Origin of the sequence: Streptomyces sp. 11-1-2 (assembly GCF_003595545.1) — a bacterium.
Lineage (GTDB): Bacteria > Actinomycetota > Actinomycetes > Streptomycetales > Streptomycetaceae > Streptomyces > Streptomyces hygroscopicus_B.
The window spans coordinates 10,935,601-10,958,348 of the sequence record NZ_CP022545.1; the positions used below are offsets into that span (position 1 = coordinate 10,935,601).

General features: G+C 70.8%; 19 protein-coding genes and 1 pseudogene. 8 read left to right on the forward strand and 12 right to left on the reverse strand.

Features of this window, described 5'->3' with window-relative positions; genetic code table 11:
* Nucleotides 1–166 precede the first annotated feature (166 nt).
* Nucleotides 167–1,126 carry an ornithine cyclodeaminase family protein gene (locus CGL27_RS46480; RefSeq protein WP_240450872.1) on the forward strand — a complete coding sequence of 320 codons (960 nt, stop codon included), beginning with the start codon at nucleotides 167–169 and terminating at the stop codon, nucleotides 1,124–1,126.
* A 135-nt stretch (nucleotides 1,127–1,261) separates the two neighbouring features.
* Here the strand turns inward: CGL27_RS46480 and CGL27_RS52705 are convergent, their stop codons facing one another.
* The 6 genes and pseudogenes from CGL27_RS52705 to CGL27_RS46520 form a co-directional block, all read right to left on the reverse strand.
* Nucleotides 1,262–1,957 carry a LuxR C-terminal-related transcriptional regulator gene (locus CGL27_RS52705; RefSeq protein ID WP_240450873.1) on the reverse strand — a complete coding sequence of 232 codons (696 nt, stop codon included), beginning with the start codon at nucleotides 1,955–1,957 and terminating at the stop codon, nucleotides 1,262–1,264.
* Nucleotides 1,958–2,072: 115 nt separating this feature from the next.
* Nucleotides 2,073–3,002: a M48 family metalloprotease gene (locus CGL27_RS46490; protein WP_119993767.1), complete on the reverse strand. Its 930-nt coding sequence runs from the start codon at nucleotides 3,000–3,002 to the stop codon at nucleotides 2,073–2,075.
* A pseudogene (locus CGL27_RS46495) lies at nucleotides 2,999–3,368 on the reverse strand (BlaI/MecI/CopY family transcriptional regulator). The gene CGL27_RS46490 and the pseudogene CGL27_RS46495 overlap by 4 nt, the downstream one beginning before the upstream one ends.
* 399 nt (nucleotides 3,369–3,767) lie before the next feature.
* Nucleotides 3,768–4,601: a hypothetical protein gene (locus tag CGL27_RS46510; protein WP_119993769.1), complete on the reverse strand. Its 834-nt coding sequence runs from the start codon at nucleotides 4,599–4,601 to the stop codon at nucleotides 3,768–3,770.
* Between the two features lie 220 nt (nucleotides 4,602–4,821).
* Entirely contained in the window at nucleotides 4,822–6,273 is a 1,452-nt protein-coding gene (locus tag CGL27_RS53340; RefSeq protein ID WP_119993771.1) for an ATP-binding protein, read from the reverse strand.
* Nucleotides 6,274–6,951 (reverse strand): response regulator transcription factor, encoded by a 678-nt coding sequence (locus CGL27_RS46520; RefSeq protein WP_119993773.1) that lies wholly within the window; start codon nucleotides 6,949–6,951, stop codon nucleotides 6,274–6,276.
* Between the two features lie 237 nt (nucleotides 6,952–7,188).
* Here CGL27_RS46520 and CGL27_RS46525 point away from each other — a divergent pair, with 237 nt between their 5' ends.
* The 5 genes from CGL27_RS46525 to CGL27_RS46545 all read left to right on the forward strand — a co-directional run bounded on the left by CGL27_RS46525 (nucleotide 7,189) and on the right by CGL27_RS46545 (nucleotide 12,016).
* The gene (locus tag CGL27_RS46525; RefSeq protein WP_119993775.1) at nucleotides 7,189–8,379 is read left to right on the forward strand and encodes an AbrB family transcriptional regulator; all 1,191 of its coding nucleotides are present in this window, start codon (nucleotides 7,189–7,191) and stop codon (nucleotides 8,377–8,379) included.
* Nucleotides 8,380–8,562: 183 nt separating this feature from the next.
* A complete protein-coding gene (locus tag CGL27_RS46530) occupies nucleotides 8,563–9,231 on the forward strand; it encodes a DedA family protein (RefSeq protein ID WP_119994882.1) in 669 nt (222 codons plus the stop codon).
* 28 nt (nucleotides 9,232–9,259) lie between these two features.
* Entirely contained in the window at nucleotides 9,260–9,997 is a 738-nt protein-coding gene (locus CGL27_RS46535) for a phosphatase PAP2 family protein (RefSeq protein WP_119993777.1), read from the forward strand.
* Complete coding sequence (locus CGL27_RS46540; RefSeq protein ID WP_078647866.1) at nucleotides 9,966–10,628, forward strand: response regulator transcription factor; 663 nt, start codon at nucleotides 9,966–9,968, stop codon at nucleotides 10,626–10,628. The genes CGL27_RS46535 and CGL27_RS46540 overlap by 32 nt, the downstream gene beginning before the upstream one ends.
* Nucleotides 10,625–12,016, forward strand: a complete 1,392-nt coding sequence (locus CGL27_RS46545; protein WP_119993779.1) for a HAMP domain-containing sensor histidine kinase — start codon at nucleotides 10,625–10,627, stop codon at nucleotides 12,014–12,016. Before CGL27_RS46540 ends, CGL27_RS46545 begins: the two co-directional genes overlap by 4 nt.
* On the opposite strand, the gene CGL27_RS46550 is transcribed toward CGL27_RS46545, so the two are convergent.
* The 5 genes from CGL27_RS46550 to CGL27_RS46570 form a co-directional block, all read right to left on the reverse strand.
* On the reverse strand, nucleotides 11,997–12,887 hold the full coding sequence (locus tag CGL27_RS46550; protein ID WP_119993781.1) for a hypothetical protein: 891 nt from the start codon (nucleotides 12,885–12,887) through the stop codon (nucleotides 11,997–11,999). The genes CGL27_RS46545 and CGL27_RS46550 overlap by 20 nt on opposite strands.
* 187 nt (nucleotides 12,888–13,074) lie before the next feature.
* Nucleotides 13,075–14,526, reverse strand: a complete 1,452-nt coding sequence (locus CGL27_RS53345) for a hypothetical protein (protein WP_119993782.1) — start codon at nucleotides 14,524–14,526, stop codon at nucleotides 13,075–13,077.
* Complete coding sequence (locus CGL27_RS46560) at nucleotides 14,523–15,359, reverse strand: undecaprenyl-diphosphate phosphatase (RefSeq protein ID WP_078646206.1); 837 nt, start codon at nucleotides 15,357–15,359, stop codon at nucleotides 14,523–14,525. The genes CGL27_RS53345 and CGL27_RS46560 overlap by 4 nt, the downstream gene beginning before the upstream one ends.
* Nucleotides 15,360–15,469: 110 nt before the next feature.
* Entirely contained in the window at nucleotides 15,470–16,678 is a 1,209-nt protein-coding gene (locus CGL27_RS46565; RefSeq protein WP_119993784.1) for a glycosyltransferase family 4 protein, read from the reverse strand.
* A complete protein-coding gene (locus tag CGL27_RS46570; RefSeq protein WP_119993786.1) occupies nucleotides 16,675–17,064 on the reverse strand; it encodes a hypothetical protein in 390 nt (129 codons plus the stop codon). The genes CGL27_RS46565 and CGL27_RS46570 overlap by 4 nt, the downstream gene beginning before the upstream one ends.
* A 125-nt stretch (nucleotides 17,065–17,189) precedes the next feature.
* Between CGL27_RS46570 and CGL27_RS46575 the strand changes: the two genes are divergently transcribed.
* Nucleotides 17,190–17,585 carry a BlaI/MecI/CopY family transcriptional regulator gene (locus CGL27_RS46575; protein ID WP_237299493.1) on the forward strand — a complete coding sequence of 132 codons (396 nt, stop codon included), beginning with the start codon at nucleotides 17,190–17,192 and terminating at the stop codon, nucleotides 17,583–17,585.
* 15 nt (nucleotides 17,586–17,600) lie between these two features.
* A complete protein-coding gene (locus CGL27_RS46580; protein WP_119993788.1) occupies nucleotides 17,601–18,536 on the forward strand; it encodes a M56 family metallopeptidase in 936 nt (311 codons plus the stop codon).
* Nucleotides 18,537–18,612: 76 nt separating this feature from the next.
* Here CGL27_RS46580 and CGL27_RS46585 read toward each other — a convergent pair whose 3' ends face one another.
* Nucleotides 18,613–22,746, reverse strand: a complete 4,134-nt coding sequence (locus CGL27_RS46585; protein ID WP_119993789.1) for a Pls/PosA family non-ribosomal peptide synthetase — start codon at nucleotides 22,744–22,746, stop codon at nucleotides 18,613–18,615.
* Between the last annotated feature and the right edge of the window lie 2 nt (nucleotides 22,747–22,748).

A 22,748-nucleotide genomic window follows, 5' to 3' on the forward strand; every position in this document is an offset into this window, starting at 1 on the left:
TTATTGCTAGTTTCATATTCCGGTTCGTCCTTTCCAATGGAGCGAAAAATCCATTGGCAGGTAAATGCCGCACCGTGATGAGAATCAAGGGGAAACAATGGAAACCACGGTCCTCACTCGGCAACATGTTGCCAAGATCGTCCAGGGAAAGGGATTGGACCTTTTCATGGACCGGATGATCGACCGGCTCGATGAGGCGTTCCGTGCGGAAAGTCGATGGGGCATCACCCCGGCGCGGGACGGATTCCTGCGCGGTCCTCGGAACACGGCCGTCCTCGAATGGATGCCGCACCATCAGCCCGGCGACTCGATCACCATCAAGACCGTGGCGTACACCCCCACGAATCCGTCCACCCATCAGCTCCCCACCATCATCGGGACGATGGCCCGCTACGACGACGTGACCGGCCGTCTGCTGGCCGTCGGCGACGGGATCCTGCCCACCGCCGTCCGCACCGGCGCCGTGTCCGCCATCGCCAGCCGTCTGCTCGCCCACCCCGACAGCCGGGTCCTCGGCCTGGTGGGCGCCGGTGCCCAGGCGGTGACCCAGGCCCATGCCCTCAGCCGGGTCTTCCGGCTGGACCGGATCCTCGTCCACGACATCGAGCCCGCCCACGCCGAGTCCTTCGCCGAGCGCGTGGAATTCCTCGGCATCGACGTGGAGGTGGCATCCGTCACGGAGATCGAGGCGGCATCGGACATCATCTGCACCGTCACCTCGGTCGGGGTCGGGGACGGCCCGGTACTCCACGGTGAGCGGTTGCGTCCGCACGCCCACATCAACGCCATAGGCGCCGACCTGATCGGCAAGTACGAGGTGCCGCTGTCCGTGCTGAAGTCCGCCTTCGTCACCCCCGACCACCGGGGGCAGGCGCTGCGCGAGGGTGAGTGCCAGCAGCTCGACCAGAGCGAGCTGGGCCCGGAGCTGCCCGCGCTGTGCGCCGACCCGGCGCTCGCCGCGGGGCGGCGGGAGGAGCTGACCGTCTTCGACTCGACCGGATTCGCCCTGGAGGATCACGTCGCCTTCGACGTGCTCCTCGAACTCGCCGAGGAGGCCGGTATCGGCGACCGGGTGCAGCTGGAACACCTGCCGGAGGACGCGCTCAACCCGTACTCCTTCCAGTGACGGCACCGGGCTGTGCCCGCCCGGACGTGGGGCCCCGGACAGCCCGGTGGTGTCTCGGACGCCGAGAGGATCTCGACGACGTGTGGGAACACGTCGTCGAGCACCTCGGTTCCATGCCCTCGCCCGTCGCGCGCCTCAGGACTCCAGATACCGCAGGACCGCCAGGATCCGCCGGCTGTAGCCGGCGGTATGCGCCAGGTCGAGCTTGTCGAAAATCGTGTTGAGGTTCTTCTCCACCGAGTTCAGCGAGATATGCGGTTTCTGCGCGATGGCCGTGTTGGTGTGGCCCTGCGCCAGCGTCTCCAGAACACTGCGCTCGCGCGGGGTGAGCCGGGCGAGCGGGTCACCGTGCGTGGTGCGGATGACCAGCTGACGCACGACCTCCGGGTCGATGGCCGCGCCACCCGCGTGGATCCGCTCCAGCGCGTCCAGGAACTCCTCGACCTGGGCGACGCGGTCCTTCAGGAGATACCCGACCCGCTCCGCGTTGGAGGCCAGGAGCTGAGCCGCGTAGTTGCGCTCCACGTGCTGCGACAGCACGAGCAGGCTGATCTTGGCGGCGTTGGTCACGCACTCCGAGACCACGAGGTACGCGGCGGTTTCCACCGTCTGTGGCAGCGCACCGTCGACCTCGAAGTCCATGCGGATGGGAAGGGAGCACCGCTCGGAGACCCCGCTGAGTGCTTCCTTCAGCCCCAGGCTGTCCAGGGCGGAGGGATAGATCCGCCAGGTAGCCTCCCGGAGTTCGGTGATGACCTCCCGGGACTCCTGGTGAGCCTGGTGCAGCAAGGCGTCCACCTGCTCGGGGTTGCGGCCGCGGCTGCGGCGCACCGGTCGCATCGGCGCCCTGCGGCCCGCTACTTCCCCCGCGCCGGACGTCAAGGTCAAAACCTGCCGCGACGCGTTTCTGAACGGCGCGGGTTCGAGGTAACCCAGAGCCGGTTGGTCAGCGGCTCTCCTCGCCTTGGGCGACTTCGACTTCGTGGTGGAAGGTGAGCACACCGGCCGTCGCGGCGCCTGCCGACAGGAGTGCGCAGACGGCGAGGAGCAGCGCGGTCCAGCGCCTGGCCGGGGCCGGCCGTCCCACGGGCGCCAGGAGCGCGGCGACGCGCTGGGGGACCGGGCCGGCGGTCGCCCCGGAGGCGAAGTCCGGGCGGGCGGAACGGGAGGCGTGGCCGGCCAGCGCGGCGCGGGCGATGGCCCTGGCCGTGAGGTGCCGGTCGCCGACGGCGCCGGCGGCGGCCTCGTCGGCGGCGCGTTCGGCGGCGAACCGGATGTCGGTGCGCAGCCCGCGCAGGGCGGGGTGGCAGTGGGCGGCGATTTCGGCGGCGGCGAGGAAATAGTGGTGGCCGCCTCGGTTATGGGCGCGTTCGTGGGCGAAGAGGGCCTCGCGCTCGGCCGGGCCGAGGCTGCGCAGCATGCCGGTGGTGACGACGATGCGCTGCGGGCGGCCGGGCAGCGCGTAGGCGTCCGGGTGAGGCGAGTCGATGACGCACAGATCACCCACGGCAGGGCGGGCTTCGGCCTGGGTGCGGGCAGCGCGGAAGGCGCCGACCTGGCGAACGGCCGAACGCCCAAGGGCCCAGGCGCCGACGGCGAGTGCGCCGGTGGCCAGCGAGGCCGCAGGCAGAATGAGCAGGTCGGAGGGCGTCCGCAGAGGGTGGACAAGCTCGCCGAGCGTCGCGAAGAGAGGAACCCTGAGCAGCCCGGTCAGCACGAGAGCGCCCAGGGCGGCCACGCACGCACCGGCCAGCACCAGAGCGGAGGCGGTCAGCGCCCACAGCGCGGTGACCGGGTCCAGGCGGGCAAGGGCGCGCCGGGCCGACGGCGGTGCCGCGAAGGGCAGCAGCAGGGGGACCAGCAGCGAGGCGATCACTGCTCGTCCCCGTCCAGCAGCCGCCGCAGCACCTGCTCGTCGTCGGCACTGAGCTGGGCGACGAACCGAGCCAGAACCGTCGCCCGGTCGGTGTCCCGCGCCAGCTCCCCGTGCATGCGCCGGGCAGTGAGCCCGGGGGCGTCCTGGACGGCGAAGTAGGCGTAGCCGCGGCCCTGCCGCTCCCGACCGACGAAGCCCTTGTCGTGCAGGCGGGACAGGATCGTCGTCACCGTCGTACGTGCCAGGCCGACACCGAGCTCGCGCTGCACACGGGCCGGGGTGAGCGGTGCGTCAACGGCCCACAGGGCCGCCATGACGGCGGCTTCCAACTCGCCCCGGACGCCGTTCGTCCTTCTCGTCGGTCATGGGAACGTTCCTCACCCAGCCATCGCCTACAGTTCAGCAGGACGTCTACAGGATTGTAGTCAATGGGTGTGCCGTCTCGGCCGTACCCGTCCATCCATCCAGTATGAGAGGGCTCGCGCCGATGGCCGCACCCCCTTTCGCCGAAGCATGGCGGCTCGCGGTGAACATCCTCAGTGCCCAGTCCCTGCTGTTTCCCTCGGCCCGCTCCTGATCGCCGCCCGCCTGGCCCGCTCGGCCGGTGGCGAGGTGTCCTATGACAGCGGGCACACGTCCGGGGCGAGGTTCATGGTCAGCCTGCCGACCGGCTGACCCGGTGGCCGCCGCGTCGAAGCGGGTGGCGCTGTTGGCCCCTCCCTCGCGATCGGCGGTCCGCACGCAGATGGAACTGCTGCCGACCACTCACGCCGCCCGCCCGCCGAGGCGCTCCGGCTCGATGACGTCCTTCCGTGTCACCGCCAGATACGCGACCAGGCCGAGGATGACCGCGAGGAACAGCACGCTGGTGACCACGGTGCCAAGGCCCAGGCCGCCGGCCCCGGTCGGCTGGGAGAGGTAGTCGCCCACCGATGCGCCGAGCGGGCGGGTGAGGACGTACGCGATCCAGAAGCTCCACACCGCGTTCAGGTCGAGTGTGAAGCGCGCCACCGCGACGGCCACGATCACCAGGGCGAACAGCACCGCGGACAGCCAGTAGCCCAAGTCCATGCGCTCGGCCACCAGGTCGCCCGCCGCGGTACCCAGCGCGAAGGTGAACAACACCGCGAGCCAGTAGAACGACTCGCGGCTCAGGGAGTCGACGCTGTGGATGGACAGGGTCCGCTCGCGGCGATACCAGACGGTGAACACGATCGCGAGGACGACCGCGAACACTGTGGTGCTCGTCGTGAGTGGTACGCCCAAGTTGTCCGTGAGGTTGTCGCTGATCAGAGTGCCGACGATGCTGATCAGAGCCACGGCGAGCCAGTACACGCCCGGCCGGTACGCGGCGGTGCGGAACTGGACGACCAGTACAACCGCCAGCACCACGCTCATCAGCAGCGACACACCGGTCAGACCCAAGCCCAGTTTCTCGTTCAACATGTCGGCCGCGGTCTCGCCCACCGTGGTGCACAGCACCTTGATCACCCAGAAGTACACGGTGACTTCGGGCACCTTGTTCCAGCGGAGGCGGTGACCGGACGAGGCAGCGGCAGGGCCGCGGGCCGTGGAGGTCTCAGGAGTCTCGGATGTCATGAGGCCCGACCGTGCCACCGAATATCTGAACACATCCTGACTGCCGTACGGCAGCCTCGACGGGCTCGAGGCCAGACGGTCAGGAGCCGGCGGCCGAGTCCGGTGAAAGGCGCCGCGAGGCCACGTGCCCCCGCCAAGGTGAGGGCGGAGGCCGGCGCGCGGTTCGCAGGAGGTCCGCCCGGGTGGTGCCGGAGTTGTGGCCCTGGGTCCGGGCGGAGGATCAGCCGGACGGGGGAACGGCCGGCAGGCGGACCACCAGGCGCGCCCCGCCGAGGCCGCCGTCGTCCGGCGTGGGGTCCTGGTCGGCGTGGGCGGTGCCGCCGTGCGCGGTGACGACCTTACCGACGATGGCGAGGCCGAGGCCCGAACCGCCGGCTTCGCGGGACCGCGCCTCGTCGAGCCGGGTGAAGCGCTCGAAGACCCGCAGCCGGTCCGCGGCCGGGATGCCCGATCCGTCGTCGCTGACGGTGAGTTCAACGATGCCCCCGCGTTCGCCCAGGGTCACCCGTACCTGCTGGTCGGCGTGGCGACGGGCGTTGTCCAGCAGATTGCGTACGACGCAGCGCAGCGCCTCGGTGTCGCCCCGCACCCGCCCGCCCGAGACCCGTCGGGCGTCGATGTCCGTCCCGGCCAGGGAGCGCTGCCTGCGGACCTCGGCCAGCACCACCTCGTCCAGGTCGATGATGCGCGCGACCTGGGACCGCGACCGGGCGGGGTCCTCGCTGCGGGCCAGGGCCAGCAGCCCCTCGACCAGGTCGTGCAGCCGTACCGTGTCCTCCAGCAGGGCGGCGGCCATCCGCGGGTCCCGGTCGGGGTCGGGGTAGCTGGACATGACCTCGAGCTGGGCCCGCAGGGCCGTCAGCGGGCTGCGCAGTTCGTGCGCGGCGTCGGCGACGAAGCGGCGCTGTGCGATGGAGGCGTCGTCGAGGCGGGCGAGCATGTCGTTGAGGGTGGCGCCGAGCGCGTGGACCTCGTCCTGGCAGGCGGGCAGGTCCAGGCGGCGGTGCAGATCGGTCGCGGTGATGTCGGCTGCCTGGCGGCGCAGGGTTTCCACCGGGCGCAGTGTGCGGCCGGCGGTGAGCGAGATCGTCCATGCCACCAGCGCGGTCAGCGCGGGCGCTCCGATCACCAGGCCGGTGGTCAGGCTGGACAGGGTGTGCTCGGCCTGGGCCAGGGACACCCCCACGACGATCGTGGAGGGCCGGCCGTCGATACGGATCGGCCGGGCCAGCACACGGAAGTCACCTCCGTCACCGACGCCGAGGCCACGGAGGGTGGTGGGATGCCCGGCGAGCACCCGCCGGGGGAGGGGGGTCGGGAAGCCGCTGGGACTGCCCGGGGGCGTGTCGAAGTCGGAGCTGGCCCGCACCTTCCCGTGGCTGTCGAGCACCTCGACGACATCGTCGTCCCCGCCGCTGGAAGGGATGAGGGAACCCAGCCGGTCGTGCCGGATGAGGGACGTGACGTCGGACAGCCGCTGGCGGCCGGTGCTGTCCCGGTCCTGCCACATGGAGTGCTGGAGACCGAGCAGCAGGCCGAGTCCGGCCGCGACCATCGCGATCGCGACGACCATCGTGGCCCACATGGTGACCCGGGTCCGCAGACTCAGCCTCCGGGTCAGCCGCCGCAGCCGGCCGAATGCCGGACGCCCGACGGGAAGGCGCCGGGACATTCAGCCGCCCTTTGCGTCCAGCCGGTAGCCGATGCCGCGCACCGTCTCGATGGCGGACCGGCCGAAGGGGATGTCGATCTTGCGCCGGAGGTAGCCGACGTAGACCTCGACGATGTTGGGGTCGCCTTCGAACCACGCGTCCCAGACCTGAGCGAGCAGGTCGGTCTTGCTCACCACCGTGTCGGGGTGGCGCAGCATGAACTCCAGCAGTCCGAACTCGCGCGGCGTCAGATCCAGGTGCTCGTCGCCCCGGCCGCACCGGTGGGCGGCCGGATCCAGCCAGAGATCACCCGCATGGAGTACCGGCGACCGCTGCGGGGCGCTGCGGCGCAGCAGCGCGCGGACCCGGGCCAGCAGCACCACGAACGAGAACGGCTTCGTCAGATAGTCGTCCGCGCCGAGGTCCAGCGCGTCCGCTTCGTCGTACTCCCCGTCCTTGGCCGTGAGAATCAGAACGGGGGTGGTGATGCCCGCCGCGCGCAGGGTCCGGCAGACGTCATAGCCGTTGCGGCCCGGCAGCATCAGGTCCAGCACGATCACGGCGTAGTCGTTGCGCCTGATCAGACTGAGAGCCTTCTCGCCGTCTCCGGCGATGTCGACGGCGAACCCCTCGGAGCGCAGTCCGCGCTCCACGGCGGCGGCGATGTTCTGCTCGACCTCGACAACCAGCACGCGCACGCGACATCACCTCATCGCCGAACCGACGGGGCGCCCGGAAGGCTGATCCTCGATTGCGAGTCTAGAGGCCGCACCGCAGGTCGGCCGCGCGTCTCTCAGCGGGCTCTCAGGGTCTCCTCAGCGCTCACTCAGCGCTCTCAGGCTGTGCACAGGCCGTATCCGCCACAGTGGGAAGTGCCTGCTTCACGCAGGCGTCAAGTCCAACGGACCTGCACGATCCGACGAAAGGCGCCCATCGTGGCACCGACTTCCGCGCCGCGGCGTACGGACGAACCTCCGTCCTCCACCGCCGGTACCGCGCCGAAGCCCGCCCCGCGCATCTCCGAGCCCCGCGTCCCCCGCCCAGCTCCCACCGGCATCTGGGCTCTGATCATCGCCGGGGGGTACGCCGCGGGCCTCGCGGGGGACGCCTTCGGCGTTCCCGCCCCCTATCTGCTGGCCTCACTGCTGGTCGGCGCCGTCCTGGCGTTGTGCGGAGTGGTCCGCGACCGGCTCCCGACACCGGCCAACCGGGCCTCGCAGGCACTGGTCGGCGCCCTCATGGGCAGCTACCTCACCCCGTCCGCCCTCGTCTCCGCCGCGCCCGTCGCGCTGCCGCTGACCGTGGTCACCGCGGCCACCATCGCGCTGAGCGTCACGGTCGCCTGGTTCCTGGCCCGCGGTGGCCGTATCAGTCGGCCCAGCGCCGTTCTCGGCATGGTGCCCGGCGGTTCGGCCGCGATCGTCACCTGCGCCGATGAGCTGAAGGCCGATGTGCGGCTCGTCGCCTTCACTCAGTACCTGCGCGTCGGTCTCGTCGCCACCACTGCCCCACTGGTTGCCCACTGGATGATCTCCGCGTCCTCGGCGGCAGGCGGTCACCCGAGCGCGGGCGGTGGCGCCGGATCCGGCCTGCTCCACGTCGTCGCCGGGTCGGACCAGCTCACCGGCCTGTTCACCCTCGCCGTCATCGCCGTCGCCGGCTCCTGGGCCGGTCGGCGGCTGCGGGTGCCCACGCCACTGTTGATCGGCCCGATGCTGGTCGCCCTGGCCGCGACGCTCAGCGGCGTCGTGCCCGGCTTCGCTCCGGTCGGGGTGCTTCAGAACGCCGTCTTCGTCCTCGTCGGCCTCGACGTGGGCGTGCGGTTCACCCGCCGGACGCTCCTCAGCGTGCGACGTCTCCTGCCCTCGGTCCTGATCTGCATGGCGGTCGTCTGTCTCGGCTGCGCCGGGCTGGCGTGGGTTTTCGCCGGGGTGACGGGCACTCCGGTCATGGACGCCTACCTCGCCACGACCCCCGGGGGAATCAACGCGGTCCTCGCCACCGCGGTCTCCTCCCACGCGGACGTCGCGCTGGTCTCGACCGTGCAGAGCCTGCGGCTCTTGGCGGTCATCCTGGTCACGCCGGTGATCGCCCGCCTACTGGCGTCGCGGTGGTCACAGCCGTGACCACGGTGCTCGCCCGCCGGTCATTGGCGCGGATCGGCAAGGTGTTGGGAACGACCTCTGTCCTGCGAGCGTCTACAGTAACGTAGACCGTCTACCCGCCTGTAGTCGGACGTGGGGTCATGCGTCCGGTCGTCCGTAAGAAGTCGTCCGTAAGAAGTCGTCCGTGAGAAAGGGCTCATGCCGATGACCACACCCGCATGGCTGTCATCGCAGTTGGCCGTCAACGTACTCGACGCGCGGTCGCTGCTGAGCGCTTTCGGCGTGCTGGGCGTCGGCGTGGTGATGTTCGCCGAGACGGGGCTGCTCATCGGCTTCTTCCTGCCGGGTGACTCCCTGCTGTTCACCGCGGGCCTGCTCTGCGTGGGCAGCGGCGGACACGGCGTGCGGTTGTCGCTGGGGCCGCTGCTGGTCGCCGCGGCGGTGGGCGCGCTGGCCGGCTCACAGTGCGGCTATCTGATCGGCCGCAGGGCAGGTGGCGCGCTGCTTGCCCGTGGCCGCTCCGCCCGGCTGCACGAGGGGATGCGGCGGGCGGAGGATCTGCTGGGGCGATACGGGTATGCGAAGGCGATCGTCCTGGCGAGATTCGTGCCGGTGGTCCGGACCGTGCTGAACCCCCTGGCGGGGGCCCTACGCGTACCGACTCGGGTCTTCACCGTATGGCAGGTCATAGGCGGGCTGGTGTGGAGCGTCGGGCTGACGCTGGCGGGGTACGCCCTGGGCTCCTCGATCCCGAATGTGGACCGCTATCTGCTGCCCTTGGTCGCGCTGATCGTGGCGGTGTCGCTGATTCCGCTCGGCGCGGAGCTGTACCGGAGTCGCAGGCACGCGAAAGCGGAGGAGGCCGGTAGATGATCATGTCCTCCGACGGAGCGGTGGCTTCGTGAACCGCAGGGACGCCACCGGACTGGCCGGAAGCGCCGCTCTGGGCGCGTGGACGGCGCTGGGGGTGCTGACCGCGGTCGTCGTGGTCGGCGCCGGTGCTCCGCTGTGGCTGGACAACGGCCTCCTCGGATGGTCCGTCGGGCACCGCCCGGATGCGATGCGGACCCTCGCCCGCGGACTGACCGACACCGGGACCGGTGCCATCCCCTACATACTCGTCACGCTGGCCGGCTTCCTGGCGGCACGAGCCGTGCGGCACCGGCTGCTCGCCGCCGCGTTCTGCCTCGCCTGTCTCGGCGTGGGGCAGGCACTCCGGTACGGCGTGATGGAACTTGTCCACCGCTCCCGCCCTCCGCGGGGCGACTGGGCGGCGCATGCGAGCGGCTGGGCGTTCCCCTCGGGACACGCCACCACGGGTGCGCTGACCGCCGGGCTGCTGATGGTCGCGCTGACCCTGCGCGCCCCGCGCGGAGCGACATCGTTCAGGGTCGTCATCGGCTGTTGGGGCGTGCTGGTCGGGCTGACCCGCGTCTATCTCGGGGTGCACTGGTGCACGGACGTTATCGGTGGCTGGCTGTTCGCCGTCGGCTGGCTGGGGACGTGCCTCTGTGCAGCGGGCCGGTGGTTGCCCGCCCGCTTCCTCACCGACACTGCCTCCCTCCCCGCCAATACGGCCACCACCGCCGAGAGACCGCCGGAGGACCATGCGCCGCAAGATCCTGATCGTCGAGGATGATCACGCCCTGCGTGATGTGCTCCGTCGCGGTCTGTACGACGAAGACTTCGATCCCGTCCCGGCCACCGACGGCGCCACCGCCCTACGCCTGGTCACCGCCGACATCTCGGCGGTCGTCCTGGACATCGGCCTGCCCGACGCGGACGGACGGGACGTATGCCAGGCCATGCGCGCGGGCGGGTTCCACGCCCCGGTCGTCTTCCTGACGGCACGGCACCACCTCACCGACCGACTGTCCGGCTTCTCGGCCGGGGGCGACGACTACCTGCCGAAACCGTTCCATCTCGCCGAGCTCGCCGCCCGGCTGCGGGCGGCGCTCAAACGGGCCACACCCCCGCCGACCGCCACAGCCGGGGATCTGGTCCTGGACGCGGTCCGGCACAGCGCGACCGTGCACGGTACCCGGGTCGCCCTGTCCCCGACGGAGTTCCGGCTGCTGGCCACGCTCGTCGCCGCGGACGGGGACCTGGTGCGCCGCCGTGACCTGGTCAGGGCGGGCTGGCCCGAAGGCGGACAGGTCAGTGACAACACCCTGGATCAGTATCTGACCAGGCTGCGCCGCAAACTACGCGAGACGGGCAGCGGCCTGACCATCGCCACCGCGCGCGGGATCGGGCACCGCCTGTCATGAGATCGGTCCGGCGCCGACCGGTGCTTCGCGCTCTGGCTCCCCGTACCTTGCGCGGACGGCTCTCGCTCGTCGCGGTGACCACCGCCGCGCTGCTGATCACGGCGCTGACCGTCGTGTTCAACACCGCGGTGGAACGACACCTGCGGCACCAGGCGGACGACGAGCTGCGGGCCCGGGCGACCGCCGTCGCCGCGACCGTCAACACCAGCGGCCCACAGGTGCGCGTCCTGGAGACCGCCAACGATCAGCTGCTGGACAGGAACGTGTGGATCTACGCAGGGAAGCACCTGCTGGAAAAGCCACCCGCCACCTCGGCGAGCAGCCCTCTCACCCGGACCACCGGCCGGCTCGCCGCGCGGGGTGCACCTGACTGCGCGACCGTCCACTCCGAGGGCCGACGGTCCGTCCGCCTGTGCGCCAGGCCCGTGCCCGGTGGTGATGCCACCGCCACCGTCGTCACGGCCCTCGACCTCACCCCGTACCAGAGCTCCGCGGACACCCTGCTGCTGGGATCACTGATCCTGGACGCGGTCATGCTTGTCTGCGCCTACGTACTGACACGTCTCGCGGTCGGCCGGGCACTGAGCCCGGTGCGGACGATGACCGACCAGGCCACCCAGTGGAGTGCCGTGGCCTCCGGCGAACGCTTCAGCACCGGGGGAGGCCCGGCCGAACTGGCCCGTCTGGGCACCTCGCTGGACGCGTTGCTGGACCGCATACGTGCCGTGCTGCGTCACGAGCAGCAACTGACGGGCGAGCTGTCCCACGAGCTGCGGACCCCACTCACCCGGATCATCGCCGAACTCGACTGGTGGCGATCCCGTCCCCGCTCAGCCGCGGAGACCCGCGCCACCCACGAGGCGATCGACGAGGCCGCCCAGTCCATGCGAACCATCTGCGACACGCTCCTCCGCGACGCCCGCGAGAACGCGGCCGACGCCTCGACGGCTTCCGGCATGGCCGATGTCGTATCCGTTCTGCGCCGCATGGCCCAACGCCTCGGCGCACCGGCCCAGGTGAAGGCCGTGGTGGCGGCCGACGACGCGGGACTTGAGGCGGGAGTGACACCGGCCTTCCTCGAACGCGTCATCAGCCCGCTGCTCGCCAACGGCGTACGCTACGCCCGTTCCACCGTCACCGTGACCGGGCGGCGCACGCCCGGCGGCGTGGCGATCGACATCACCGACGACGGACCGGGAGTACCCGAGGCGTTCGTCGGTGAACTCTTCCAACCGGGTCGGCGAGCCGATCCCGGCGACGGTCACCACGGAGCGGGCCTCGGGCTGCCGCTCGCGCGCCGTCTGGCCCGCTCCGCGGGCGGCGAGGTGTCCTACGACGCCGGGCACGCGCCCGGGGCGCGCTTCACCGTCACTCTGCCCGCTGGGTGACTTGCTCCCGCTCCGCGCTCCGCGGGCCGGGTGCCCGGCGCTCCTGCACGTGGGCGTAGGTCATCAGCCCGAACAGGACTGCCAGCAGGACAGCGGATGAGCCCGCCGTACCCAGGTCGAGGCCGCCCTTGGCGACCGGCTTGGTGAGGAAGTCGCCCGCGGTGGCGCCGAGCGGCCGGGTGAGGACGAAGGCGATCCAGAACAGCAGCACGTTCGGCACCACGGGGACCTTCATCAACGCGACGAGGACGGCCAGCACCCCGATGACCAGGAGCGCACCACCCGCGTAGCCCAGGCCGGAGCTGTCGGACAGGAAGTCTCCCATCGATGTGCCGAGCGTGTTGGAGACGAGGATGGCCGACCAGAACAGCGCCTCACCCCGGAAGGTGACGATGTCGCGGATCTGGAACGTCATCCCGCTCACCTTCCACGCCAGGAAGATCACCAGCAGGATCGAGACCAGGATCGCCGCGCCGGCCGGGTAGCCCAGGCCGAGGCCCTGCGGGCCCCAGCCGAGCGATGCGGCGCCGCCCGAGAGGTACTTGGCGCTGGCGTCACGGTTCATGAAGTCGGACATGGTGGTGCCGGCCATGCTGGTCGACAGGATCACGGTCCAGTAGAGGAAGGGGTTGTAGCGGCGGGACCTGAGCTGGACGACGAGGGTCACCACGAAGATCAAGAACAGCGCGATCGTGGTGAGGAAGTAGCCGAGCTTCAGGGTCTGGGCGAAGAGGTCTCCGGCCGTCTCACCCAGGGTCGTCGCGGCGATCTTCATGATCCAGAAGGCCAGGGTGGCCTCGGGCAGCTTCTTCATCACCGACGTGCTCGTACTCGCGACGTCGAGGTCGGTGAGGACTCCGGCTTCCCCCATGTCATGTGCTCCCGTCTGATCGGGGGTAACGGCGCCCGCGCCGAAGGGGCCGAGCGCCTCGTGGCATGGGCCGCTCGCGGACGGCGGCGCTGTTACGACCCTGCCTGCCGCGGCCTGAACGCATCCTGAACGCTGAAACGGGTGGCGGCCCCGCTGACACGACGACGGGGCCCGCCGCGGCCGCCGGTCAGTGGGGAGGCGTGTAGGCCGTGAGCCCGGTGTGCGGCAGGGGGTGGGGGGTCCAGGTGTGGGCGTAGCGGGGCGGGCCGGAGCGGGTCCTGGCGAGGGCGGCGGCGGGTTCGCGGGCGGCGCGGTGCAGCAGGGCGTGTGCTGTGGTGTTGCGGTTGTTGCCGCGGACATTGGCGGAGGCGCAGCCGGCGTCGTAGCCGATGGGTGGGGCGTGTGTGCCGCTGACCAGGCAGGGCGACGTGAGTCCGAGGCGGCGCAGGTCGTGGGCGGCGGTGCGGTAGCGGTCGGCGGTGGCGCGGGCGGCAGCCGTGTTGCGGTCGAGGACCTCGTACTGCGCGGACAGGTGCAGGGCGAGCAGCACGGCCGCCAGCCCGGCGGTCAGGGCGCGGGCGCGGGTCGGGCGGATGGCCTGCGCGCAGTGTCCGGCCAGGGTGGCGAGAGGAAGGGAGAGCAGGGCGTAGACGGGCAGCAGGAAGCGCGGCGCGGAGTAGTCGATGAGCAGCAGGTAGGGGATGCTCATCGCGGTGGCGCAGGCGATGGGGAGCAAGATGACCGCGTCGCGCCGGGTGCGCCAGGCTACGACGCAGGCGGTGAGGGCGAGGGCGGGCAGGGCCAGCCACCACAGGGTGAGTTCGGGGTGGGCGAGTGGGACGTGGCAGGGGCGACAGAGCAGGGGGCCGTTGAGGCTGCGCCAGGCCATGCCGCCCGCCCAGTGTGTGCCCATGCCGCCCTCGGTGGTGCTGGAGAGGTGCAGCCGGGCGCCGACCCCGCCCCAGCGCGCGTACGCCTCGGCGATCCACTCGGCGCCGCCTGCGGCGAACCCGCCGGCCACGGCGAGCGCGGGCGCCGGGCGCCGCCGGGCCGGGACGATCGCGCACGCCGCGAGCAGGGGCAGGGCGAGCCAGATGCCGTCGGAGAAGCGGAAGCAGGTGGCGGCCGCGACCATGGCGCCCAGACCGAGCGGGGCCCGCCACCCCCTATGGGGGTGTGCGGCACGCAGGAACCAGCCGACGGCCGCCACCGCGGACAGGGCCACCCACAGGTTGGGCATGGCCTGCGGCCCGTAGAGCATGGTGGTCCACAGGCCGGCGAACAGCAGCGCGGCCAGGGCGGTCCGCCCGGGGCCGAGCAGCGGCTGCCAGACGCGGTAGGCCGCGTACAGGGCGGCGGCGGACAACAGCGCCAGGACGACCCGGAGCACGGTGCCACCACCGGAGTCGGTGACGGCGAGGACGGGGGCCGCCAGAAGGCTGATGCCGCGTGAGCGCGGGGCGCTGAAGTACGCCGCCGGGCGGTGCGGGTCGACCTGGGAGAGGTACACCGTTTCGTCCCAGCCCAGCCCCAGATGCGGGACCACGAGGGCGAGTTGGGCCGCCGCATAGGCGAGTGCGACCAGCGCCGGCCACGGTATCCGGCGTGGCGGCCGGATGACCGCACTCACCACGGTCATGCGGAGAGCACCCCGGTACCCAGCAGGCCGAGGAGCAGCAGGCCGACGGCGACGCGGTAGATGACGAACGCGTTGAAGGAGTGCCTGGCGACGAACTTCAGCAGCCAGGCGATCGAGGCGTAGGCGACCACGAAGGACACGGCGGTGCCCACCACGAGGGGGGCGGTGCCGACCCCGGCGCCGACGGCGTCCTTCAGTTCGTACAGGCCCGCGCCGGTCAGCGCCGGGATGCCGAGGAAGAAGGACAGGCGGGTGGCGGCCACCCGGTCCAGGTCGAGGATGAGCGCGGTGGACATGGTGGCGCCGGAGCGGGAGAAGCCGGGGAAGAGCAGCGCGAGAATCTGCGAACAGCCCACCAGCATGGCGTCCTTGAAGCCCGTGTCGTCCTCACCGCGTTTGTGGCGGCCCATCTGGTCGGCCACCCACATCACAGCGGACCCGGCGACGAGGGAGCCGGCGACCACCCACAGGGATGCGAGCGGGCCCTCGATGAGGGGTTTCGCGGCCAGGCCCACGATCACGATGGGGATGGTGGCGTAGATGACCCACCAGGCGAACTTGTAGTCGTGGTGGTACCGCTGTTCGCGGTGGGCGAGTCCGCGGCTCCAGGCGGAGACGATCCGCACGATGTCCTTGAAGAAGTACACGAGCACCGCGGCGATCGCGCCGACCTGGATGACGGCGGTGAAGCCGACCACGGAGGTGTCGTCGACCGGGATGCCCATCAGCCCTTCGGTGATCTTCAGGTGGCCGGTGGAGGAGACGGGGAGGAACTCCGTGATGCCTTCGACGATGCCGAGGATGGCCGCCTGGCCGATGCTGATGGCACTCATCTGGATCCGTTTCTGTGGTGGCTGGGGCGAGCCGTGTCCGCGGGGGAACGGCGCGGCGCGGTACGGCCGTGGGGAGGGGACCGCGATACGAGCGCGGGGAGTGGCGGGGGTCAGCGGCGCAGGCGGCGCAGGGCCCGGCCCGCGCGCCCGCGCCAGCGGGCCTTGCGGCGCTGCCAGGCGCGGGCGGAACGCGTGGCGGCGAGGTCGCCGAACAGTTCCTCGTAGGCGCGCGCGACATGGGCCGGATCGAAGCGGCGGGCCGCGGCGCGGGCGGCCTTGCCCATGCGGTGGCGGTCGGGCTCGTCGGCGATCAGGTCGCACAGCGCGACGGCCAGCGCCTGCCGGTCGCCCATGGGGACCAAGCGGCCGTCGACACCGTCGTTGATGATCTCTGCCGGGCCGAGCGGGCAGTCGGTGGCGACCACCGGTGTGCCACAGCGCATCGCCTCGACCAGCGTCATGCCGAAGGACTCCGCATCGGAGGCGGAGGCGACGATCGACGCCTTCGCGAACTCGGCCTCGATCGGGGACACCGCGCCCATCAGCGCCGCCCGGCCCCCCAGGCCCTGCTCCTCGATCAGCCCCTGGAGCCGCTCCTTGTCCGCGCCCGAGCCATAGACGCGCAGCGACCAGTCCGGGTGCTTGGCGGCGACGTCGGTGAACGCCTCGATGAGCAGGTCGAACCGCTTGGCGCGCACCAGCCGTCCGGCCGCGGCGATGACGTGGGCGCCGCCGTCGGCGGGCGGCGGGCCCGGGTCGGGCACGCTGTTGGGTATGGCCAGGATCCGCCCGCCCGGCAGCCGCATCCTCGCCCGGTAGACGGCCGCGTCGGCTTCGGTCGTGGTGACCACGGCATCCAGGTCGCGGTACTGGCGGGCGAGCTGGGCGCGCAGCCTCTTGGTGTGCGTGTCGTGGGTGAGGTGTTCCTGGGCGATGCGCAGTGCCCGGGGCGGTGCGAAGCGGGCCAGGTACACATTGATGCCCGGCCGCGTGCCGATGATCACGTCCGCGTCGCAGCTCCGCAGGTACTCGCGCGCCCGCTGGTCGGTGAGGCGGCTGTACTGCCTGTACCGCTTCTCGGCGGTGGGGAAGACCTCGGCCGGCTGATGCAGCAGGGGGTCGGCGGCGTCCGCGTGTATGTCAACCAGGGGCACGACCGTCACCCGTGGATCGATGACGAATCGCGGGTGGGTGCGGTGGCGGAGCATCGATACGATCGTCACCTCGTGCCGGTCGGCGAGCGCGGCGGCGAGATTGAGCGTGGTGCGGATCGTGCCGCCGATCGCGTACACGTTGTGGATCAGGAAGGTGATCTTCACTTGGCGCTCCCCACGGTCGGCTCCGCGGCGGTGCGGGCCCGGCGGGACCTGAGCGCTTCCAGGGCGAGCGGCAGCGGGGAGACGGCGTCGATCAGCGCGACCAGAGGGAGCGGGTAGCGGTCGTAGCGGGCGAGCAGCTCCTCCGCACGCCTCACACCGTCGATCAGGTGCCGGCCGCGGGTACGGACCGGCACACCGGGCAGCGACAGGTGGACGCCCCTGCCCGAGGCCGTACACAGCAGGCCGGCGGTGACCAACAGGGAGTCACCCGGCAGGAAGAAGCCGATCAGCAGTCCGGTCTCGGCGAACAGCACCACGAAGACACCCGCCGTGCCGAACGCTGTCAGCAGTTCGGCGGCATCCAGCGGGTTGAGGGCCAAAGGCACCGCAGGGTCCTTTCCGGCCGTGCCCGCCCAAGGCAGAGTTCTGCCCAGGCACGCGTGCATGGCACACTTGGGAGACAACAGCTTTTACACCGGTGTAGGAGTCCTACGCGAGTGTAGGTGATGAGATGAGGGAGGCCAACCGCATGGGCATCCGCACGCCAGGACACGGGCCCAAGCGGCCCAACGGCGCACGCGAGGCCGAGATCCTCGAACTGCTGCAGCGGGCCGACGGCGCGCTGACCCCCCGGGAGGTCACCGAACGCCTCGGCGGCGAACTGGCCTACAACAGCGTGGTGACGATCCTCACCCGTATGCACACCAAGCAGTTGCTCACCCGCACCCCGCGTGGCCGGGCCTACGCCTACGCCCCCGTGACCGACGACCCCGGCTTCGCCGCCCGCCGCATGCGCTCGGTCTTGGAAGAGCGGTCAGACCGCCAGGACGTCCTCGCCCGCTTCGCCGACGAGCTGTCCACCACCGACGCGGACCTGCTGCGCCAACTGCTCGACCCCGATCAGTAGGAAGAGGCAGCCCAGATGCGCATCGCGGTCTACGTCCCCCTGCTGCTCTCCCTGCTCGCTCCCCTCGGAGCGCGACCTCTGTCGGAGCGATGCGAACCCCGCCTGGCGACGTGGCTGCTCACCGCCTCAGCCCTCGTGCTGGGCACGGCGACCACCATCTCACTGGGGCTGCTGGCCATCACCGGACTGATCCGCTTCCCCCAGCTGGCCGGCCTCGGCCACTGGTCGGCCCACACCGCGCAGCGCGACGACCCCGCCGAACTGTCCGTCGCCCTGATCGCCGGACTGCTGCTCGGCGCCACCGTCCTCATGGCCGCCCGCATGCTCTGGCGGCGCGCCCGCACCCTGGCCACCGCCGCCCTGGAAGCGGCCTGCATGCCCGCCGAAGACGGTCTGGTCGTGATCGAGGACGAGGCCCCCAACGCCTTCGCGATCCCCGGCCTGCCCGGCCGCGTCGTCGTCTCCACCGGCATGCTGCACACCCTCGACGAAGCCGAGCGCCACATCCTGCTCGCCCACGAACGCGCCCACCTGACGGCCCACCATTACGCCTTTGTCGCCCTGACCCAGCTCGGTGCCGCCGCCAACCCCCTGCTACGCCCCCTCGCCACGGCTGTGACGTACACCATCGAACGGTGGGCCGATGAGAACGCGGCCATCGCCACCGGCGACCGCGAGCGGGTCGCCCGCACCGTCGGCAAAGCGGCCCTCGCCGCCCACCACGTCCCCGCCCGCACTCCGGGCGCCGCCCTGGGCATCCTCGGCCGCCGCACCCCACTCGCCGCCGCCGGACCCGTGCCCCGCCGCGTCGCCGCCCTCCTCGCTCCGCCCTTCGGCCGACACCCCGTCCTCGCCGCCGCGACGGCCGCGGTCCTCGTCGCCGCGGTCCTGTCCACCGCCGACGCCGCCCAGGACCTCCATCTCCTGCTGGTAACCGTTGGTGCCGGGTAAGCCGGGTCGGCAGCCCAGGGACGGTGAACGAACGACCAAGGCGGGTACGCCTGCCTGAGCGCTCGGGCACGCTCGACTACAGCTTTCCGCGGCAGTCGGCATCGGTGGTCAGTTCCACTGCCGGATTGCCGCGCCACTGGGTGTGTGCCGGTACGTGTTCGCCCTTCATGAGGAAGGAGTCGGCGTCGATGCGGGCGTGGTCGTCGATGACGACGCCGTAGTGCACGAAGGCGCTGGTGCCGATCGTGCAGCCGATGCCGATGGTGATGCGATCAGATTTGAAGACGCCCTCTTCGAGCGAGTGTGCCTGCAAGATGCTGCCGGCATTGAGGGCGCAGTCGTCGCCGACCTGGGTGAGAGTCCGTTCCAGAATCCGGCAGCCGTCGTCGAAGACTCGGTGTCCCATGCGGACGCCGAGCAGCCGCCAGACGGCGGGTTTGAAGGGGGTGCCGTTGAAGAGGGAGAGGTAGAGGATGGACGGCACCTTCCAGTAGCGCTCGTGCCGCCAGAAGGACCGCTCGTAGCTGGAGCAGAACCGTGGCCGCAGGGTACGGAAGCCCAGCACGGCCCGTTCGGCCAGAACGAAGAAGCCGACCGTGAAGGCGAGTTCGAGGAGCGCGGTGCCGACCGTCTCCAGCCAGTACAGCCCGCCGTTGCCGGTCAGCGGGAACATCGCGATCAGGAGGAGGCCGTAGACGTACAGGCAGCGCACGGTCAGGAACAGGGCCATGGTCCATGCGTTGTGGTGGTTCTTGGCCGTGAGGCGGCGCCGGAGCCCGGATCCGGTGGTGAGGTGGTCGAAGCGGTGGTCGCGCTCGACCGACCGTGGGATCTCGATGGGGGGTGAGCCGAGCAGTCCGGTGTTCTCCCTGACCGGACCGCTGACGGGGATCATGGCCTTGGTGGCCAGCAGACAGTTGTCGCCGGTCCTGCCGCCGGCCGGGTAGACGATGTTGTTGCCCAGGTAGTTGTGGCTTCCGATGGTGACCGGGGCGGTGCGGAACGAGGTGCTGGAGTACTCGGCGTTCGCCATGGACAGTCCGTCGGAGACCATGGTCCCGGTGCCGACGCGGCTGAGGGCGGGCACCTCGTGTTTGAGCATCGTGCCGAAGTTGGTTCCGGTCTGCTCGATCGGTGCCAGACGGTATCCGAGGGCTCCGAGGTAGTGCACGATCGCCGAGCTGTCGCCGAACAGGGCGATGGTGAAGCGGGTACTGGTCAGCCGGGCGACGGCGCGCTGGAGTGTGAATCGCACTCCGTACAGCGGATAGACCGTGTTCGGCCTGAGGGGACGGGACAGTACTCGCGACAGGGCCGGTACGAGGATCGTCCCCAGGAGGGCGAGGCCGAGCACCGCGGCCGCGGCGATCTCCAGGCCGTCGGCGTAGTAGGTCCAACTGCCGGGGCCGCCCGCTCCGGTGACGGTGCGGACCAGCGCGGGCCGGGCCTCCAGCAGCGCGGCGGCGGCCACCTCGGCCACTCCCACGGTGGCCGTCAAGGCCAGCAGCGTGACGAGGCTGTGACACACTCGCCGCAGGCGGCCGCAGCGGGCCGGCGGAACGGTGAGGTACTCGGATCCCTCTGGTGCGGGCCGGGCCGGCGAGCCGTGCCAGTGCTGCCCGGCGGGTATCGACTGGCCTTCGTGCAGCGCGGAGGCATGACCGAGCTGAGCGGTGTCGCCGAGGCGTACGCCGATGTCGAGAGTGCTCTGTTCGCCGATGAAGGCGCCGGCGCCGATGGTGACCGGGCCGGTTTCGATCACCCCGTCGCGTGCTCGGTAACCGTTGAGAAAGGTTTCCTTGCGGATCACGGTGTCGGCCCCGATGGTCAGCAGGTCGGTACAGATCGGCACCCACCGGGTGAAGATCAGGGTGCGTGGTCCGATCTTGGCGCCGAGTGCCCGCAGATACAGAGTGAACAGCGGCGTACCGACCGCCAGCCGGGCCAGCGGGTTGGCGACGATGAGGGTTCTGACACACCAGAAGCGGGCATAGGCCACGCTCCACAACCGGATGCACCGCGGTTTCCACCGCCCGATCAGAGCCCATTTGGCGGCGATCGGGAACAGGCTCGCGCCGATCAGCGCCACGGCACCGACGGCAACCGCGCGTTCGTAGACGTCGAGCCATCCCTGTCCCTGCGTCATCCAGGACGTTCCGGCGTCCAGCGCCACCGAAGCGAGGCTCACGTAGATCAGGAACATGAGGAACTGGAGGATCGCGCACAGGGCGTACCGGGGTGTGCCCACGGCCGGAGGGGCAGGCTGCCGCCGTACGCGGTCGAGCATGGTCCGGGCAGGAGGTGGCGCTTCGGCCAGGGCTGTGGCGAGTCGGCGCACGGTGGGATGCAGGTAGACGTCCCTCATCGACACATCGGGCAGGTCCGGACGTTCGCGCACGGCCGCGTTGAACCGCGCCATGAGCAGGGAATCGGCGCCGAGGTCGGTGAAGAAGTGGCTGTCCACGGAGACCCGCTCGACCTGCAGAACCGCAGCCAGCAGTTCGGCCAGCATCCGTTCGGTGCTGGTGCGTGGAGCCGTGCCATTGCCCTGGGTGAGCCGGCGTGGCCCGGTTGGTGGCGGCAGATGCCGGCGGTCGGCCTTGCCACTGGGCAGCATCGGAATCGAGGTGAGGTGTTCGAGGTAGGCGGGGACCATGTAGCCGGGCAGCCGTGCGCGCAGGTGTGCCACGGCCCGCTCGGGATCCACGGTCATGCCCGCGCAGGTGGTGTAGTAGGCGCACAGTCCCACGGCCCCCGGGGTGATCTCCCGGTCGCTGACCACCGCTTGGGCGATTCCGGGCAGGTGCAGCAGCACCGACTCGATCTCGGCCAGTTCTACGCGGTAGCCGCGGATTTTGACCTGGGTGTCGATGCGGCCGTGATGTTCGACCTCACCTTGGGCGTTGATCTTGCCCAGGTCCCCGGTCCGGTAGAGCTTGCCGGACGGATTCCCGGGGATGCCGAGAAAGTCCGGAATGAAGGCGCGTTCGGTCATCTCGGGCCGGTTGAGGTATCCATCGGCGAGCCCGATCCCGCCGATCGCGATCTCTCCCATCGTGCCCGGCGGCAGGGCCGTGTCCCGTTCCGGATCGAGGACGGCGACCGAGTACGTCGGCAGCGGGACACCGATCGTCACCGGACGGTCGGGAGCCAGCGGGCTCCAGGTCGCCGTGACGGTCGCTTCGGTCGGGCCGTAGACGTTGAGGAACCGGCGGCCGGGCCGGTGCCAGCGGGTGACGAGATTCTGCGGGCAGGGTTCCCCGGATACCAGCAGGAACCGCAGCTCGGACGCGTTCTCGTCCAGGGTGGCCAGCAAGGTGGGAACGCAGCACAGGGCCGAGACCCGGCGCTCCCGCAGGAACGCGTCCAGCTCGGCACCGAGCAGGCTCGGCCCTTCAGGTTTGGGTACCACCGTGGCACCGGCCATCCAGGGCACCCAGGACTCCTCGACGGAGAAGTCGAAAGCGATGGTCATCCCCTGATAGACCCGATCGTCGCAGGTGATGCCGTAGACCTCCGAGGCCACTCGGACGAAGTTGCACACAGCGGGGTGTCCGACGGTCACCCCCTTCGGGCGGCCCGTGGATCCTGAGGTGTAGATGACGTAACACAGGTCGTCGGCCGGTTCCCCGACAGCCATCGGGTCGGGGCGACCGGGAGGCTGCTCCGCGACCCTGGACCGTACCCGGTCCAGATACAGCAGCTCGGTACCGTCTGTGAGGCATCGCGTCCGCTCGGAGAGTCGGGACAGTGACAGGACCATGCGCACGGAGGCATCGGCCACGATGTAGCTCAGACGATCCGACGGGAACCCGACGTCCAGCGGTACGTACGCGGCGTGCGCCTTCAGCACGGCCAGTATCCCGACATAGGCGTCCACCGCCTCGTCGAGCAACAACCCGATCCGGTCGCCGGGCCGTACACCCTCGGCCATCAGGAAACGAGCAAGCCGATTGGCCCTTTCGTCCAGCTGAGGGTACGTGAGGACGACGTCGCCGGCGTCCACCGCGAGCCGGTCTCCGTTCCCCCGCGCGCACATCAGGTCGCAGCGCTCCTCGAACAGCCGCTCAAGCCGTTCGCCGTCCCGCCACCGAACCGAACCGTCCCAGCCCGCACAGGCGAGCAGACCATCCGGACGACTCCGCGACCTCGGCACCCACGCGCGCGGCGGCCCTCCCCCCACCGCCCCCTTCCGGTCACTTCCCGACATCG

Bases quoted from the DNA above. Each gene is read 5' to 3' on its own strand.
- CGL27_RS46480 (WP_240450872.1), top strand. From the start codon at position 167: ATGGACCGGATGATCGACCGGCTCGATGAGGCGTTCCGTGCGGAAAGT.
- CGL27_RS46510 (WP_119993769.1), bottom strand. From the start codon at position 4,601: ATGACATCCGAGACTCCTGAGACCTCCACGGCCCGCGGCCCTGCCGCT.
- CGL27_RS53340 (WP_119993771.1), bottom strand. From the start codon at position 6,273: ATGTCCCGGCGCCTTCCCGTCGGGCGTCCGGCATTCGGCCGGCTGCGG.
- CGL27_RS46530 (WP_119994882.1), top strand. From the start codon at position 8,563: ATGACCACACCCGCATGGCTGTCATCGCAGTTGGCCGTCAACGTACTC.
- CGL27_RS46540 (WP_078647866.1), top strand. From the start codon at position 9,966: ATGCGCCGCAAGATCCTGATCGTCGAGGATGATCACGCCCTGCGTGAT.
- CGL27_RS46545 (WP_119993779.1), top strand. From the start codon at position 10,625: ATGAGATCGGTCCGGCGCCGACCGGTGCTTCGCGCTCTGGCTCCCCGT.
- CGL27_RS46550 (WP_119993781.1), bottom strand. From the start codon at position 12,887: ATGGGGGAAGCCGGAGTCCTCACCGACCTCGACGTCGCGAGTACGAGC.
- CGL27_RS53345 (WP_119993782.1), bottom strand. From the start codon at position 14,526: ATGACCGTGGTGAGTGCGGTCATCCGGCCGCCACGCCGGATACCGTGG.
- CGL27_RS46560 (WP_078646206.1), bottom strand. From the start codon at position 15,359: ATGAGTGCCATCAGCATCGGCCAGGCGGCCATCCTCGGCATCGTCGAA.
- CGL27_RS46575 (WP_237299493.1), top strand. From the start codon at position 17,190: ATGAGGGAGGCCAACCGCATGGGCATCCGCACGCCAGGACACGGGCCC.
- CGL27_RS46580 (WP_119993788.1), top strand. From the start codon at position 17,601: ATGCGCATCGCGGTCTACGTCCCCCTGCTGCTCTCCCTGCTCGCTCCC.
- CGL27_RS46585 (WP_119993789.1), bottom strand. From the start codon at position 22,746: ATGTCGGGAAGTGACCGGAAGGGGGCGGTGGGGGGAGGGCCGCCGCGC.